Here is an 18,221-nt window from a genome sequence, read left to right as displayed (position 1 = left end):
CCACCCGGGGCGGGAGTGTTCTCGCTGATGTGTTTGCCCAGGTCATGTCGATACACAGACAACCGAGGTGACGCGTGGACAACCTGATTCAGCCAGTACCGCGCGATCTCCAGAACCCGAACGGACAGCGGACAAGCGCCGCCGTTTGCCAACATCTGCCACTGAGCCGTGGCACCGGCCAATTCACCCGCGCAACAAGCCCGACTCCAACGAGTCCTCCCGCAGCCCCCAGGCTTGTTCGTCGGCAGCCAACATTTCCAGTAAGCAACAGTAGTCGGCAAACATCGCTTCAACCCGTGCCGGAGCCAAGCCGCCCGGCGCGAGGTCCCAGTGAATCAACAAACCGTCTTGCTGCTCGATACTTAGATTATCCAGCGCTACGCCATGGGTGCGACTCGAACTTTTAATCAGCGTTACGCCCTCGGGGAGATCCAGTGGACCTTGTGGGTTGAGTCGGGTAAACACCACCGAAAAATCAAGTTTGCGCGGTCTTTGTTTATCCGTGGCCACTTTGCGCAGGGCTTGTAGGCCGCTGACGGTGCCGTGTAGTTGATCCAGGCTAAAGATCCGTTCACAACGCAGGGCTCGCTCTAGCAAGGTCATGGGTTGATCGTCGAAATCGACCCAGCTCAAGGTCGTGAAGTCGCCAACCAACAGCTCGATATCCGGGTGTACCGCGAGCCTTTTCCAACCTGGGGCGACCAGGGTAAAGGCTTGTTTGGTGCCGTGTCTGGCCAGGCTCCAGGCGTACACAGCAATCAGTAACGCGTCGGCCGAGAGGCCTGCCTGTTCGAGGCGTTCGCGTAATGCTGGCCAACAATCAAGGCAGTACTCGTATTCCCGATAATCGCCATCGGCGTCCCGGTCGAGGTCCACCTGCGGTCCTTGCGGCAGCATGCGGAATTTTTCCTGCCAATAGCGCGTGGCGCTTTGCGCGGCCGGCGAACGGTTGTACTGCCCGAGAGCCGCCCTGTAATCCGCAACATTGATGCTCAACGGCGCCGGTGGTCGACCGTGGTAGATAGCCAGCAATTGATGGATCAATAGATCTCGACTGGGGAGGTCGACCAGCAGCAGGTCCACCACGAGATGCACCAGGCTGCGTCGTTCATCCAGCGTGCTGACTCGGAGTTCGACATAGGGCCATTCACCCAGCGCAGTCACTCGGCCAAGCATCTGTTCGGCGATCTGCACGCCATCGAGGTTCTGCCCGTCTGCTTGCAGTGGAACCCATGGCGCTGCCGCCATGATCTGCTGGGTGCCATTGGGCAGAACCCGCGCCCTCAACATCGGATGGTGCGCCACCAACTGCTGCCAGGCCTGTTCCAGCCGAGGAATATCCAGGCGTTCCATGGCGACGGCCAGATAGAGATGTGAACTGCCCTGCCCCTTGCGCAGCGTTCGGCTGAAGGCATAGGCCTGCTGCTGATCGGTCAACGCAAAGGGCATTGTCGGCGTCGCGCCGGGCGCCAGTTTAAAAGGCGCCGAATGGCCTGGATCAGCAACGGCCAACGACTGTTCGGCCAGTGGCGGCCTCTCAACCAAGCCGGCGGCTTTCAGGGCCCAGCCGTCAGCATCCGCCAACATGACCAGCAACTGGCAATAAGCGCAAAACAGCTGATCGATCATCCCATCGGGGTAGCAATCGATGGCCACGTCCCAACTGAAACTCAGTGCGCCGCCACACTCACGCAGCTGGTGATCGAGGTTGATCTGCGGCGTCTGGGTGACGCAGTAATGCCGGGCATCGCCAAAGCTCTGTGCAGCCTCGATCGCCGGGTTGTTGAGCATCGAGGTGAACACCACCTCGCCGCTGCCTGCCGCCAGTGACGGGTCGCCACGACGACGGATTTCCCGCAGTGCGCTGACAGCGCTGGCGCTCGAATGATCCAGATCCTCCAGCAACTGGCGCTGCACCCGCTGCGCCAATTCAGCCAGGGTTTCGTCCGGCGCGCAGTCAAAAGCAAAACACTGGGTGGAGATCAGCGGCCCGATCAACCGATCGACTGCGGGGTGCACAGGGGACCGGCCATAGAGGGTGCAGATCAACGAAAATGCCTTGTCGGCATTGGCCGGCCTGAGAACCAGGCCGAACAGGGTCAGCAGCAACGCAGTACCTGAAACCTGTAGTGCGTCGCCCTGTTCTTTCAATCGCCGCCAGCGGCCCTGTTCCAGGGTCGACGTCAGCCGTCGACGCTCGCGACCGGCGGGGCGCAGCGCCTTGGGCAAGCACAAACCGGCCGGTGCCTGCGCCAGCTTGTCGACCCAGTACTGCAAATCGCGCTGGTAGCGCGGCGACGATCTAAAGGCATCCAGCGACAACTGATAGTCGCGGAACGACAGGCCCTGGTCCGGCAACTCGGCGGCCGGCTCGCGGTAGACCATCAGCCATTGCTGTAACAGCAACTCCACAGAGGTGGCGTCGACAAGCAACTCGTCGATGCTCAGGTGGACCCGGCTGTATTGAGGATCGAGCAGCGACACCGATATCTCGAAAAACGCTGCCTGTCCGGCCAGATAGACCTTGTGGGACATCGACCCACGAAGGACGCTCAGCGACCGCTCACGCTCGGCCGGCTCGGCGCGTCTCAGGTCCCGAATCTTGAAGCGATAGGGCGTCGGCTCGCCGACCTGTTGCCGACCGTCATCTCGCAATCTGATCCGTAGTACGTCATGGCGGGCCAGCAGTCGATTCCAGGCCTGGTTGAGCCGATAGATGTCCAGGTCCGGCCAGTCGAACTCCAGATAGATATGGCACCCCACCCGCTGCGCCGCGGCCAGCAGCGTGCGCCCGGACCAAAACGACTGCTGGATATCATTCAAGGCAAAAGGCTCCCGCCAAGCGTCGGGGGCCACGAGCAATACCGGCACGGCCTGATCAGCGCCCTGCCCCTGCAGCGTCGCCAGACCGCGCTCCACATCGCCAAGGCTGAGGTAGGGACTGAGCTGGGCCAGCGATACCGACAGGTGCAGCTGCTGCTCCAGGCGGGCCTTGAGCCCCACCGCCCCCAGCGAGCTGAGGCCCAGGCTGGCCAGGCTTCGCGACTCGCAGCCCAGCAGCGCCTGCGGGGCACATCCCAACAGTTCGCCAAGGATCGAGCGCAAGCTGTTGGCTGGCGGCGCCTGGTCCGCGTCGAGCCGGCGCGCAGCCTCCACCCGACGTGGCGCCAGCCAGTGGCGCTCCCGGGCAAAGGCATACCCCGGCAGGGCTATGCGCCGGGCTTCAGCGCCACGCGGCAGTTGCCGCCAGTCCAACGCCACGCCCTGACGCCAGTAACCGGCCAACGCCGGTAAGTCGCCGCCCTGCAATGCTCGAGCGACGTCCTCGGCCATTTCGCCTTGCCGTGGATCGATCAGCAGCGCTTGCTCGTCAAGCATCACGCTGGCATCCGGCCGTTCCCGGGCGAGCTGGCCAAGCTGCTGTTGCAGCGAGGCGAGGCTGTCCGCCACGCAAGCCCAGCGGCACGCCATCGCCGTACGTCCTGCTTGCAGGGTGTAGGCGACGTCAGCCAGGCAGAGATCCGGGTGTTGGCTGATAAACCGGCTCAAGCGCGCGGCCTGCTCCTTGAGTCGATCGGCATCGCGCGCCGACAACAACAGCAATTGAGGCCCACTATCGCCCGGTCGCGCGCACTGGGGCGCTTGGTATTCCTCGACGACCAGATGGGCGTTGACGCCGCCGAAGCCATAGCTGTTGATACTCGCCCGCCGCGGTAATGCCAGCCCGTTGCAGTCCTTGAGCGCGGGCCAGGGTCGGCTCTGCGGACTCAGACACAGTTGCTGCAAGTGCTGGGCGACCTGCGGGCTGGGTTGCACGTAGCCTGCAATCCCCGGGAGCTGGCGCTGCCTGATGGCGTCGATCACCTTGAACAGCGCCGCCATGCCGGACGCCAGCTCGCAATGACCGATCAGTGGTTTCAAGCTGCTGATGTTCCAGGCAACCTCGGCGCCGTGGGCAGCGCTCAATTGCTTGCGGGCCGCTTGAATGGCAGCGATTTCAATGGCATCGCCAATCGCCGAGCCCACCCCGTGGGCCTCCAGGTAGCTGACGCTGTCCGGCGCAACCCCGGCGCTGCGGTAGGCCGCAACCATCGCCGCCTGCATGCCGTCGTGATCGGGCGCGGTCAGCGCAGCCCCCCTTCCACCATGACCCACGCCACTGCCCTTGATCTTCAGGTGGATCCGGTCACCGTCGCGCACCGCCTCGGCCAGGGGCTTGAGCAACAGCACTGCCACCCCTTCAGCGCGCACATAACCATCGGCGCCGGCCTGGAATGAGCGGGCCTGCGCCTGTTCGCTGAGAAACCCCATCTGCCGGTAGCTGGCGGTTTCGTCAGCCGACAGCAGCAGGTTGACCGCGCCGACCAACGCCTGGCGGCACTCACCGGCCCTGATCGCCTGCATCGCCCGGTGCAGCGCGACCAATGCCGACGAGCAGGCGCTGTTGCAGTATTCGCTCGGGCCGCGCAGATCGAGGAAATAGGAAATCCGGTTGGCGTACATGCAAGGAGAAGAAGAGGTCAGCAGAAACGGACTGTCCCGGGGGATCTCAACGATCTCGCGGTACTCGCTCGGCGCCGCAGCGATAAACACGCCGGTGGGGCGACGGGCAAACTGCGCGGCAGTCATCGCGGCGTCGTCGAGCGCCCACCAGGCATGCTGCAGCAGCAACCGTTGCTGAGGGTCCATCAACCTCGCTTCCGCTGGCGAGAGGCCAAAAAAGCCAGGGTCGAAACACTCGATCTCGTCGATATAGCCCGCCGGCGGCCCCACCATGGCACGCCCCGCCGGCACCTCGCGTATCTGGCTGACGCCACTGCGAAGCGCGGCCCAGAACGCCTCCAGTTCCCCACCGGGAAAACAGCCACTGATGCCGATGACCGCAAAGTCATCGGCATCAGTGGCGGACCGGGAGGACGGCTGCTTGAGCGGCGCGCTGTCAGCGTGCGCAGGCGATGGTTGCATGGCGCTGGCGGGGGGCAACGGCCCTCCGAGGCGCTCTTGCAGCGCCGCGACTATCATCTCGAAGCTGTTGTAGCGAAAGAAAAAGGTCGACTCCAGCGCAACCCCTAAGGTCAGCGCCAACTGCTCACTGAGCGCGAGCAGGTCCGCCGAGTCCAGGCCCAGTTCCATCAGGCTGTGCCGTGGCGACAGCCGACTGTCCAGCGCCTGCCCCAGGCAGCGGTTGATGCCCTGGCGAACCGCGTCGTCGATGGCGATCGCCGGCAACTCAAGCGCCGCCGGAGCCCGCTGGATTTCCTGACGCTGGCGACAAGCCAGGTCATAGCGCACCAGCACCCCGTACCCCCGATTGTCGGCATCGGCAGGACGGTACCCGGCCACCAGTTGCTCGATCCGCGCCCCGTGCAGTTCGTGAAAACGCAGCACCGGGTCCAGCAGTACGCCACGCTCGTCACGGCAATGCAGGTAGTCGGCCTGGGGCATGTGCCGGTACTTGGGATAGTCCTTGCAACGGGTCACGCCGACCACCGTGTCAACGCCGTTGAGCAGCGTGCAGTACTGCAGCATGAACTCCAGCAATTGATCGCCGTAACCGCTGTACTGATGCTCGGGCAGGATATTCAGGCTCTGGATCTGCACCGTGCTGCCGTTGCCGTTAAACAACTGATCGACCGTGGCGAAATTGACCCCGAACAGCCCCTCGACCTGGGTGATGCGCTGGGAATAGATCACTCCCACCACCTCGCCCTTGAACTCCAGCGCCAGTTGCCCGCAGGGGTTCTGCCCCAGGCGGCGACGCAGGATCGACTCATCGACCCGCCCGCCCTCGGGCCAGCAGGCCCACTCCAGGGCCAGCAACGCCGGCAGGTCATCAAGGCTCGCCTGGCGAACACAGTAGTCACGGGCCTGGTAGCAGCCGCTGCTGGCCTCACAATCCATGCCGTCCCGGGGCAGCTTGTGCAGCATCCCCGGGTCGGCAAACAAGCCGGCGCCGGCCAGTGCCATCAGGTAATCGACGGCGGCAACCGGGTAATAACAAGCAAAGCGATCGACCTGGGCTTCCTGGGGGCAGCCGTGGTATTCGCTGAGCACAACCGGTTGATCGCCGATCAGCGCCGCCAGGGCCTGGAACGAGCCCCGCAGGCTGTCGAGAACACTGCCGTCCTCCACCGCCAAACCGTCGCTGCCCAGGTAATAACGCTGCGCTAGCCGTTGCCCGAGCGACCGCCGCGCAGCCAGCGGCGCTTGCCGACTCTGCTGGCCGATCCCCAGCCACAGCACCCGCTCGCCGGCACCGACACCCGCGTCCCGCAGTTGCTGGCGAAGCCGTGCCGGGTCGCCCGACAGCGGGCCGTCGAGCTTCAGTCTTCGCAAGGGCCGGCTGTCCAGCGCCTGGCCTCGGGCCGTGTGTTGTCCAACCCAGTGCCACAGTTCCTCCTGGGAAGCGTCGAGAGGGTTGCCGAACTCGACGATCCAGTCCGGTTGGGTGGACCAGGGCTGCGCATCGAAGACCTTGCCCAGCAACTGTTGCAGCGACCAACGATCTCCCGGCCAGGCCAACTGCTCACCCGCCCCCTTCAACCACTGCAATGCCCCAGCCCACTGCGGCCCCGTGCCGAACAGCAAGTCATCGAGGATCACCGGCAAGCTGGCGTAATACGCCAGGAAAGGCTCGCTCAGCCGCTCGCGGATCAGCGCCCCACGCTCGGGGTTGAGCTGCAACTGCCGTTCTTCACGGCGAACCCACCGTTGGCGCCGGAGAAAATCACCCAGCTGTCGAGCGCGCTCGGGATCGATCCGGGCGTGGTCAAGACGCCGGATATCCACCTGGCCGGTGCCGGTGTCGAGCGCCCCGTCCAACTGCAAGCGACGCAACAAAACCAGCGACAGCAGTTCATCCAGGCCGCGGATAAACACCGGGCAGTGCAGGTTCCAATCCAGCGCGGACAGTTCCAGCCAGCGCCACAGGTGCGGCAGGTCCTCCGCGCCCGGCGCTCGTCCAGGCGCCAACAGGGCGAACAGCTCTCCCAGCTGTGGCGCCACGCTGTCGATCGCCGAAGCCTGCCCCTTGAAGAAATACTCATCGTCACTCGCCTGGCTCAACCAGCCAAACGCCTTGAGGCTATCGAAGGCCACCCGCAACGGACCGGCATTGATCGACGCCGCGGCGGCCAACGCGGCAAACCCGAATGGTTGGTTGATGCCACTGCGGGAGATCAGTTGCCGGCGCTCCAGGCCCAGCACGATGGATAGCAACAGCAACTGATCGGTAAACCTGGCGGTCAACGTCTTTTCCATGACACGGCGTCCATTTGATTGTGCAGTCGATCAGTGCCCTCGGCAGCTCTCGGCCCTCGGCCGAACGCCCTGCGGGGCGCACTGCGGGTCACGAAAAGGCGGCGGTATTGCGCACGCTATTGACCAGCTTGGTCAGCACCTCGCCCGGTCCGAGTTCCTCGAACTCGAACTCGCCCTGGCGCATCAGGTATTGCACGGTGTCGAGCCAGCGCACCGATCCGCAGATCTGGCGGGTCAGGTTGCCCACCAGATCAGCATCGCGGTACGGCTCGGCGTGTATGTTGGCGATCACCGGGGTCTGCAGCGGCGCATAGTCGAAGGTGGCGAGGTACTCGCCAAACGCCTCCATCGCGCTGTGCATGTAGCGCGAATGAAAAGGCGCGCTGACCGGCAGTGCGACGAAGGTGATGTCCATTGCCTGGAAAATCTCCCGCGCCTCGCTGAGTGCCTCGACGGGGCCTGCGAGCACCACCTGGGAGGGCGAGTTGTAGTTGGCCACGTCCAGTGCGCCGAGTCCGTGGCGGGCCAGCAACGCATTGACTTGGTCGGGACTGCGACCGATCACGGCCGCCATGCTGCCGCCGGTGGCTTGTGCCATCAGCTCACCGCGTTTTTTCACCAGCTTCAGCCCGGTCTCGAAGGAAAACCCACCGGCGGCAAACAACGCGCAGTACTCGCCCAGGCTGTGACCGGCCAGGAAGTCCGGCTTGCGCGGGTCCGCCTGCTGTTTGCTGAGGAACGCCAGCGCACTGACGGTGTAAAGCGCCGGCTGGGTGAACCGGGTATTGGACAGTTGCTGATCGGGATCTTCCAGGCACAGGGTCTTCAATGAATAGCCGAGAATCCTGTCCGCCTCGGCCAGGTACTCGGGGAACTGCTCGAACAACGCGGCGCCCATGCCCAGGCGCTGCGAACCCTGGCCCGGAAACACATAAACGCGCTTTGGCCCGACGGAAGCCGACGCCACGGGACGCTGCACCAGGCGCGGTGGCAACTGGACCGACAACGGCGGCGGTTGCACCGCAGCCGGTATCGGCCTCGACACTGCCGGAGCGGCCTGGGCCGGGGATGCGGACAGCGGCTGCAAGGCACGCCCCAGGGTCAGCACCTCGTCGAACTTTTCCAGGTCGCGGCCGAACGGGCTGAGCACGGGAAAAATCGCCGGCAAGGCGCGGTCACGGATATTCTGCTTGACCAGGTTGGCCAGCGTGCCGCTGGGTCCCAGGTCCAGGTAGATCATTGATTCACCCCGCGCGGCGGCTTCTCGCTCAATCCGCGCCAAGGTCTGGGAAAAGCGAATCGGCTGACGCAGGGTCTGCCAGAAATGGTCGCCGCCAAGTTGCTTCAGGGTCTGGGTGCTGGAGCAGGAGATCAGCGGCACCTGCGCCGTTTGCCAATCGATCAGGCCGGTCAGTGCATCGACTTGCGGTTTGAGCGCATCGACCTGGCGGGAGTGAAAAGCCTGCTTGACCGGCAGGCGCTGAAACACCACATCCTGTGCGCTGAGGTAACGTTCAGCCTCGACGATCGAGCTGGCGCGTCCGGCGACGACCATCAGCGAAGGCGCGTTGTACGCCGCAAGATCACACTGTTCGCGCAGCACCGGCGTCTGCTGGTAGAGCGCCTCATCGCCAAGGATCGCCAGCATGGCCCCTTCTTCGGCCGCTGACGGCTGCGAGTGGAACAACTGCCCCTGGGCTACCACGAGGCGGATCGCCTCAGGCAGCGAAAGCACTTCGGCCAATGCCGCAGCGGCCAGCTCGCCGAGGCTGGTGCCCAGCAGGTAATCGGGAACGATCCGCTGCTCGATCAGGGTTTTGCCCAAGGCGTACTCGATCATGAAGATCGCCGGGTGGCTCAGGCGGATATCGTCGAACAGCTTGGAGCGCGGATTGTCGGCGTGGTAGATCTGGGCAATAAGCGACTGCCCCAGTTCGGCGTGGATCTGGGTGTCGAGCGCATTCATCCAGCGCTGAAATACCGAGTTGTTCTGATACAGCTCCCGACCCATCTGATAGAACTGGCAGCCCTGCCCGGGAAACATGAAGACCACGCAAGACGTCTGTCCCTGAAAAAGATACGGCATATATTTCGTCCTGAAATGAATGGCTGGCGTTAGGGATCGCAGTATAGGAGCCGATCAGAACCGGCCTGCGACACCGATAAAAAAATCTCCGAGGCCTTTTGCGCGGCCCGCTATCCTCCTTGGGCCAACGGACGGGCGCCAGGCAAACGGCGCGGTTGGCCGGAGCACAGCGCCACATCCACCCCGCAGTTTTTTTTGACAAGGAAGTAGGCATGACCACGCAAGCACAAGAAACCGTATCGCCGATCAGTCAGTGGTACGACATGATGACCCGCATGTTTCCCGATAAACGCCTGACCTTCCTGAACTACGGCTACCTGGCAGAAGACAGCCGTTTCGACTGGCTCAGCGCTGAAGACCTTGAACAGAAATGCTCGACGAACCTGATCCGCACCCTGTTGGGCGATGCGGACCTGCGCGGCCTGAAGGTCCTTGAAATCGGCTCGGGACGCGGTGGCAATTGCTCTTACCTGGCCCGCTACACCGACGCGGCCTCGGTGACCGGCTTGGATTTCTGCCCGGCCCATATCGAGTTGTGCGAGCGAGTGCACCGTCTCGATGGCCTGTCGTTCGTGGGCGGCGATGCCATGGCCTTGCCCTTTGCCGATGAGGCATTCGACGTCGTCATCAATATCGAGTCGTCCCACTGCTACCCCGACCTGAACAAGTTCGGTGAAGAAGTGCGCCGGGTGCTGAGGCAGGGAGGTCGTTTTTTTTATGCTGACACCATGAAAGGCGCCAACACCCGTGCCCTCTCCGAGCGCGATAGCATTGGCGTGGATTTCTTCAGCAACGTGCTCGACCAGCACCAGGCCATGATTCACCACGCAGGTTTTCGCGTGGAGGACCATGTCGACATCTCCCAAGGCGTGATCAGGGCTTTTGAAAGCGAGCAAGGTCATCTCAAGCACCTGCTCAAAAGCCTGGTAGACGAGAAGAAGCAACACAGCGATTCGCTGCCGCCCGAGGTGTATCACGCGTTCGACACCATGTTTCACTTCTTCGACGACAGTGGCATCAAGGCCTACCGCAACGGCCACTTGGCGTACAAGTTCTGGCGCCTGAGCAAAGCCGCCTAGCCGAGTCGGGCCGCAGGTGGAGAAGCCGCCGGGGCGATTATCCAACGGCATTCTCCACCTGCGTCGGGGCATACAGCGACGCACAGAACTGCGCGATCACCCTGAACACCTCCGGCTGGGTCAACAACGTCATGTGGTTGGCCGAAGCCACCTCGATCAACTCGAAGTTGGGCAGTTGCCGCTGCCACTCCTGCCAGTAGTCGGCGTGGTTGAAGGCCGCGAACTCCTGGCTGTCGGTGGAAAAATAGGGCTCCAGTTCGCCCATCCACAAGCCGCCGGCATTGCGAAAGTAATAGCAGGCGACGTCCCCGGCCCTGGGCAGCGGCTGGATCCGGTAATGCTCCACCTGATACGCCTGCTGGATCTGCGTCACCTGCGCCATCAGTTGCTGCAAACGTTCGTCGCTGGTCTTCAGGCCGCGCTGGCGCGCCAAGGCCGTCAGTTGGTGCAGATACTCTGCCGGCGGCAACGCCAGGTCGACCTGGTCCCGGTGGATCAACACTTCGGCAAACCGCTCCGGGGTCTGGCTGATGGTCATCTGCAAGGCCATGTTGACCGTCTGCAACGAGCGGGTCTTGTCCGTCAGGCGGGCGGTGCGCTCACCGGTCACGTCCGGCGAGTCCAGCATCACCAGGGTCGCGACGCTTTCCCCGAGTTCCTGCAACTGGCGGGTCACCTCATAAGCCAGCATGCCGCCCAATGAATAGCCCCCCAGGTCATAGGGCCCCTGATGCTGCACCGACTGGATCACCTGGACGTAGTAGGCGGCCATCGCCTGGATCCCGTGCAAGGGTGCGCGATCGGTCATCCAGCCTCTGGCCTGGAGCCCGAAGAACGATCGCGGAATGTGCTGGGCCAGTTCCTGGTAAATCTCGCTGCCGCCCAGGGCTCCGTGAAACCAGAACACCGGCCGGCCTGGCTGCACCTGATTGAGCCGTTGCAACTCGGGAAAGCGCGTGGTCGAGCCGGTCAACAGGTCGATGATTTCCGAGGGCAGCGCCGGCGCCTTGAAAGCGCCCGGCCTGCCCCGTCGGCTCAGCAGTTTGAGCGCATCGCCCAAGGTCAGGCACTGCTGGATCTGCGCCAGCGTCAGTCCGGGGTCGATCTGCGCTTGCACCTGCATCGCCCACTGCAGCATCACGATGGAATCGGCGCCATAGGCGCTGAGCGGCTTGGCCGGCGACAACTCCTGGGGCTGCATGCCCAGCAGATCGGCCAGCAAACCCAGGCCCTGCTCGGCGGCGCTCTCGTGCGCGCTGGCAACTGCGGGGCTGGCCGGATGGGCGGCCATGCTCTCGGCAGGCAAGGCCCGGGGAGTGCCTGGCTGTTCCAGCCAGTAGCGTTTCTTGTCAAAGCCATAAGTGGGCAAGGCAATCAAGGTTGCATCACGGTCCTGGGCGATACGCTCCCAGGCAACCTGACCGCCCTGGGTCCAGAGCAGCGCCAGTTGCTGGCGATCATCGGCGGCAATCAGGCCGTCACCCAGCGCAGCGGCTCCTGGGCCGGACAACAGGCTGGCCAGCGCCGCCGGCACCTCCTCGATATCGCCGAAGGCCAGCGGTAAATCGAGCGTTTCCAAGGCGCTGAAGGCTTCACCCTGGTCCAGCAGGCGCAGGATCCCGGCCAGCACGGTGCGCAGTTCCGCGCAACTGCGCACCCGCAGCGCCAGCCTCAGCGACATCGCTTCGCGGCCGGTTTGCAGGGTATGGGCCAGATCCTTGAGCCGCAGGCCTGGATGGCCATCCAGATGCCGTGCCAGTCTGGCCACCGCCTGGTGCAGCGAACCACGGCTGTTGGCCGAGAGCGGCACGATATACAGGGCGCCCTCTTCTGGCGGCGCGACTTCGGCCGGGGGTTTTCTCGGGTATTCCTCGATGATCAGGTGGGCGTTGGAGCCCCCGGCACCGAACGCACTGAGGGTGGCCCGGCGAGGAACGGTTTGCCGCACCCCGTCGATCTCGACCACCGGCTGGGGCCAGTCGGCCAGGGTGCGCTGCAGCACGAACGGCGAATGCTCAAAGTCCAGCTTGGGGTTCAGCGCACCGAGCAATAACGAGGGAACCAGCTGTTGGTGCTGCAGTTGCAGGACCAGCTTGCTGAGCTGCGACATGCCTGAAGCCGCCTCGGCATGACCGATGTTCGATTTGACCGAACCAATGGCACAGGACTGATTGGCCGCCCCCGCCTCGCTGAAGATCCGACTCAGCGCGCTGAACTCGATCGCGTCGCCCATCGCCGAACCATTGGCCGCCGACTCGACATAACTGACGGTGCGCGGATCGATTCCCGCGCGTTTGAAGTTGCTGTCGATCAACGTCGCTTGCAACTTGGCACTGGGCACCGAGAACCCGTGGGTGTGACCGCCGTGATTGGTGGCCGTCGACTTGATCACCGCCAGGATCGGGTCACCGTCGCGCTCGGCGTCGGCCAGGGTCTTGAGCAACACCGCGCCCACCCCCTCCGCCGGCAGATAGCCGTCGCCAGCGGCAAAGCTGCGGCTGTCGGCATGGCTGCCGAGCACCTGGCCAACACTCAGGCCGATGTATTTCTTCGGGTGCAGGGTCAGGTTGACGCCACCGGCGATCGCCAATCGACAATCGCCATTGCGCAGCGCCTCGCCGGCGGCGTGGATCGCCGAAATCGACGAGGAACACATGGTGTCGATCGCCAGGCTCGGCCCCTGGAAATCAAAGAAATAGGACACACGGTTGGCAATCGCGCTGTAGGACGTCACCGACACCAGCGCTTCCCTGACCAGGTCCGACTCGAACGCCTGGTACTGCTGGTACATCACCCCGACAAACACCCCGACCTGCTGGCGGTAGTGCTGTTTCAACCGATCCCGGGTGATCCCGGCGCTTTCCAGCAGGTTCCAGCAGGTTTCCAGGAACAGCCGGTCGTTGGGGTTGATGATCTCCGCTTCTCGGGGCGAGAGATTGAAAAACAGCGGATCGAAGTCCTCGACACCGTCGAGAAAACCGCCCCACTTGCAGTAGGTCTTGTCAAAACGCTCACGTTGTTCGTCGAAATAGGCTTGATGATCCCAACGCTGCGAAGGCACCTCGCTGATCAGGTCTTCACCGCTGGCGAGCTTGCGCCAGAACGTTTCCAGGTCTTCGGCGCCGGGGTAGCGGCCGCTGAGGCCGATGATCGCCAGATCGCGACTTTGACCGGTTGCAGGTGCGCCAGTGTCATGGGACCGGCGCTGTTTGCGCCGCGACCGCGACGCTTCGACCGAGGCTGGCGGCGCGGCTGTTTCGCCGGGGGCACTGCGGTTGGCCGACTCACCCACCAGCAACTGGCGCATCGTCTCGGGCTGCTGCTTGATGAAATACTCGCTCAGCTCGCGCACCGTCTGGTACTCGTACAACAGGGTATTGGGCAGTGAACCAAAGGTACGCTGCAACTGGTCGGTCAGCTCGGTGAGCATGATCGAGTCGACCCCGTAGCGCTCGAAGGAGCTGTCGCTGTCGATCCTCTCCACTGGCCGCTTGAGCGTCCGGGACAACAGTTGCTTGAAATGGCCGATGGCCCGCGTGCTCAGGTCGCTGTCCGTGCCGTGCATCAGCGGCGGCGCCACTGGCGCTCGGGCCATCGACGCCGCAGTCGGCTCGATCGCTGGGGGCTGATCGAACATCTGCGCCACCGGCTCATGCCATTGCCCAGCAATAAACGCCTTGATCCTGGCGGCATCGCCTTCCACAACCATCCAGCGTTCAGCCCCATCGGGATCCGCCAGCACCCGACGCAGCAGCTCCAGGCCGGTACTGTCACTCATGGGGTGAATACCGGTCTCTGCGATCATCCGCTGCTCGCGCTGGGCATCGATCTGCATCCCGCCGTTGCGCCACAACGGCCAATTGATCGCCAGTGTCCGGCCATGGCGACGGCCCGCCTGGACCTCACGGTTGCGCCAGCCGGCCCACTCGTCGAGGAACCCGTTGGCCAGGGCATAGTCGCCCTGCCCGGGATTGCCGATCAGCGCGCTCACCGACGAGAACAGCACGAAGCAGTCCAGCGCCAGGTGCGCGCTGGCCCGATCGAGGTTCAACGCGCCTGCGACCTTGGGCGCCAGCACGGCCGCCAGATCGGTCGCGCTCTTGTGCTTGAGCAGGCTGTCGCGGGTAACCCCGGCGCAGTGGAAGATCCCGTTGATGGTGCCCAGCGTCTGCTCGCACCGGGCAATCAGCCCATCGACAGCGGCCCGCTCGGCGATGTCCAGCGCCTCAAGCCGTACCTCGGCGCCCAGCGCCTGGATCGCGGCGATTCGCTCACGGATCTCGGCTGAAGGCTGGCCAGCCGAACGACTGGCCAGGATCAGCCTGACGCCATGCACCTGCCGGGCAATGCTTTCGGCCAGCAGCAAGCCCAAGCCGCCCGTTCCGCCGGTCAGCAGGTAAACCCCGCCGGCGCGCCACGGCGCGACGCCGGCGTCCGCCGGCGAGGACTCGCGCCAGGACGCCACCTGGCGCCGATCAGCGTCCTGGTAACGAACCTGCTCATCCTCCTCGCGGCTGTTGTCGATCAGCAGCGGCGCCAGCAACGACGGTGCAAGGCTGGCAGTGACCTCGATCGACTGGGCCGCGGCGATCAACCCTTCGTTGCTGGCCGTTTTCAGCAGTGCCCGCAGCGAGGCGAATAGCGGCGCGTGCAACGACCTGTGGTGTTCAAGGTCAGTCAGGAGCAGTTGCACCAAGCAATCCGTCGGGCCGTCCTGCAACAGGCAAATCAGCCACCCGGCCAGGGAAGGCAGCGCGACACTCGGGTCATCCGCGACCGCGGGCAGCCGCTGGATGTCGATCTGCCGGCCCGCCCCGGCCAATGCCCGGCAGCGATCGGTCAACTCGCCCAGCGCCACCGGCTGATCGCCGGCCAACAGGATCAGCTGTCGGGCGCAGTCCGGCCGGGCCCTGGCGCCGAGCGCCTGGTCGCGCCAGACCGGCGTCATCGTCAAGGTGGAGCGGGCTGCCGGTTCCAGCGCTCGCGAGGCAAATCCCTCTAGACGCAGGGCCACGTGGCCCTGGTCGTCACAAATGTCCACGTCCAGCGTGTTGACGCGCCCCTGCAGGTGACCGGCGCCATGACGCACCCAGGCATGGCAGGGCTGCTTGAGCAGTTCCAAATCGCCCAGGATCATGCTGTCCAAGGCAAAGGGCACCAGGGTCTGCCGCTCCTGACCCGGCTTGAGCGGCTCCAGCATGGCCAGGCCCAGGGCCGCCTGCAACGCCGAGTCGAGCAGGCCGGGAACCAGGCGCAATGGCTCGGTGCACCCAGCGCTGACCTGCGCCGGCATCAACTTGGCCAGCACCTGGCCGTTACCCGCTTGCAGCGCGCTGAGCCGACGAAACGGCTCGCCGTAGTCCAGCCCCATGCCGGCAAAGATCGTGTAGCACTGCGCCGGCTCCAGCCGCAGCTGCGTGGTGGCGGCGGCAATGCCCGGCAGGTCGATAGGGGCCAGGGGCTCGGCGCTCCCGAGCACCCCCACGCCGGTACAGTAGCTGGGCCCCTGGGTGGTCGCGCCGAGGACCTCGAAGCCCATTGCGCCCGACTCCTGCTCCACCAGTTCGATATCGATTGCCAACTCGCCGCCGTCATGGCGCATCGGTTGCCGCCAGGCAATGTTGTTCAAGCGAACCACCCTGCGCTCATCGGCCAACGACAGTTCAAGGGCCGCCCTGGCCATTTCCAGGTAAGCCACTCCAGGCAGGACCTTCAGCCCCTGGACCTGATGCTGGGCAAAGAAATCTTCGCTGCCGTCAAACCGGCTGTTGAAACGTTGCCCGGCAAAATCCGAGGTGTTGCGTTGCACCAACGGATGCAACCACGACTCGTCCCCCCGTGCGCCCCCCGGGGCCTGGCTGATCCAGTAAGACTGGCGACTGAACGGATAGCTCGGCAGCGCCATTCGCCGTGGACGGGCGCTTGGATAAAGCGCCTGCCAATCCACCGCCGCGCCCTGGCGCCACAACGCCAGCAAGGTGTCGCCGTCCTGTTGTTGCAGGGCCTGGAGCACCTGATCCGCGGCGCCCCCGACGACAGGTTGGTGGTTCTCGGCCACGTGGCGCCCCAGCGCATCCTGCAGTTGGCTCAGCAGGCTTTCCCGGCTGTGCGCGGCAATCGCCAACCGGCACTCCATCGCTTCACGGCCCAACTGCAAGCTGACAGCCAGATCGGCCAGGGCCAGACAAGGCTGTTGTTGCACAACTTCGAGCAACTGCTCGACCCGCGCCCGCAACGCCTCGGGGGTTCTGGCCGAGAGTGGAAAGAGCCTTGCCGCCCAGCCGGGCCCCGCCACGCCAGGGCCTGGCTCGACCGCCTCCAGCACCACGTGAGCATTGGTCCCGCCAAAGCCGAACGAACTGACACCTGCCCGGCGCGGCAGAGGCCTGCCCAGGCTGTCCGCCGACTGCGGCCACTCACGCCCCGCCTGCAACACCTCGAACGGGCTTGCGGCCAGATCGATATAAGGATTGAGCTGCTCGCTGTGCAGGCTTTTGGGCAGGTAACCCTGTTGCAGCACCAGCAGGGTCTTGATCATCCCGGCGATGCCGGCGGCGGATTCGAGGTGACCGATGTTGGTTTTCACCGAGCCGAGGTAACAACGCTGTTCACCGCTGGCCCCCAGTTCGGCAAAGGCCTGCTTGAGTCCGCTGATCTCGATCGGATCACCCAGGCGCGTGCCGGTGCCATGGACTTCGATGTAGCCGATGCTGTTGATGTCGATGCCCCGACAGGCCTGCTTGATCAGGTCGGCCTGGGCCCTGGGGTTGGGGGCAGTCAGCGAGTTGGCATGACCTCCGTGGTTTTCCGCCGACCCGATAATCGTCGCGACAATGTTGTCGCCGTCGGCCAATGCCTGCCGATAGTCCTTGAGGATCAGCACCCCGACGCCTTCGCCCCGCACATAGCCATCGGCATCGGCGGCAAAGGCCTTGCAGCGCCCTGTCGGGCTGAGCATCCCGGCCTTGAACGCACCGATGAACACCATCGGCTCAAAACACAGGTTGACCCCGCCGGCGACGGCCACCGTGCAATCACCGTTGAGGATCGACTGCGCCGCCCGGTGCACCGCCACCAGTGAGCTGGAGCAAGCGGTATCGATGGGCGCGCTGGGGCCATGGAAGTCGAACAGGTAGGAAATCCGGTTGGCTATGATCGAGTGAGCGTTGCCCGTGGCGTCGTGAGCGCCGGCCTCCGAACGGGCCAGCAGGCCGTTGTAGTCGGCGGATGAAATGCCGATAAACACCCCGGTATTGCTGCCACGCAGGCTTTGCGGGCACAGGCCGGCGTGTTCGAAAGCCGACCAGGTCTGCTCCAGCACCAGACGATGCTGAGGATCCATGGCCTCGGCCTCACGGGCCGATATTCTGAAGAAGTCGGCGTCGAAGGCCATCGGCTGGTTGATAAATCCGCCGGGGCAGGCGAATGCCTCGCGCAGGTGACGGCGTTCGGCAATGCCCGGCAGGTCCCAATACGGCAACTCGCCGATGTGCGAGCGCTCCTCCCTCAGCAACTGCCAGAGTTGCTCGGGGGTATCGGCGCCGGGAAACCGCCCGGAGAAACCGATGATCGCGACCCTGCTGGTTGGTGGCCGCGGGTCGGCGGTGCTTGCCGCCCCGGCGCCAATCTGCCGCCGGGCCCGTTGCGGGGTCGCGCTCTGGCCTTGCGGGGCCGGCCGCTGGTTGGGCAGGCGAATGTCATTTGCATCGTTCGAGGTTGTGCTGTTCATTGTGCCGAATGCCCTTACCGTCCTGGTTTACCCGGCGACACTGCCTGCCGGGCCACTTCTTCAGATC

The 18,221-nt window shown here is 64.4% G+C and carries 4 protein-coding genes; 1 reads left to right on the top strand and 3 read right to left on the bottom strand.

The window, feature by feature from the left end; genetic code table 11:
- Positions 1-183: 183 nt before the first annotated feature.
- On the bottom strand, positions 184-7,260 hold the full coding sequence (locus PLD_RS12575; RefSeq protein ID WP_159893024.1) for a GNAT family N-acetyltransferase: 7,077 nt from the start codon (positions 7,258-7,260) through the stop codon (positions 184-186).
- Between the two features lie 88 nt (positions 7,261-7,348).
- Positions 7,349-9,346 carry an ACP S-malonyltransferase gene (gene fabD, locus PLD_RS12570; RefSeq protein ID WP_159893022.1) on the bottom strand — a complete coding sequence of 666 codons (1,998 nt, stop codon included), beginning with the start codon at positions 9,344-9,346 and terminating at the stop codon, positions 7,349-7,351.
- 212 nt (positions 9,347-9,558) lie between these two features.
- On the opposite strand from fabD, the gene PLD_RS12565 reads away from it, so the two are divergent.
- Positions 9,559-10,425, top strand: a complete 867-nt coding sequence (locus tag PLD_RS12565) for a class I SAM-dependent methyltransferase (protein WP_159893020.1) — start codon at positions 9,559-9,561, stop codon at positions 10,423-10,425.
- Between the two features lie 37 nt (positions 10,426-10,462).
- Here PLD_RS12565 and PLD_RS12560 read toward each other — a convergent pair whose 3' ends face one another.
- Complete coding sequence (locus tag PLD_RS12560; protein ID WP_159893018.1) at positions 10,463-18,154, bottom strand: type I polyketide synthase; 7,692 nt, start codon at positions 18,152-18,154, stop codon at positions 10,463-10,465.
- Between the last annotated feature and the right edge of the window lie 67 nt (positions 18,155-18,221).

This window comes from Pseudomonas sp. LD120, from assembly GCF_009861525.1.
GTDB lineage: Bacteria > Pseudomonadota > Gammaproteobacteria > Pseudomonadales > Pseudomonadaceae > Aquipseudomonas.
The sequence above is the reverse complement of the archived record's forward strand: the minus strand, read 5'-3'. Positions and strand labels throughout refer to the sequence as shown.

Coding starts and splice junctions, on each gene's coding strand:
- PLD_RS12565 (WP_159893020.1), top strand. CDS start 9,559: ATGACCACGCAAGCACAAGAAACCGTATCGCCGATCAGTCAGTGGTAC.
- fabD (WP_159893022.1), bottom strand. CDS start 9,346: ATGCCGTATCTTTTTCAGGGACAGACGTCTTGCGTGGTCTTCATGTTT.
- PLD_RS12560 (WP_159893018.1), bottom strand. CDS start 18,154: ATGAACAGCACAACCTCGAACGATGCAAATGACATTCGCCTGCCCAAC.
- PLD_RS12575 (WP_159893024.1), bottom strand. CDS start 7,260: ATGGAAAAGACGTTGACCGCCAGGTTTACCGATCAGTTGCTGTTGCTA.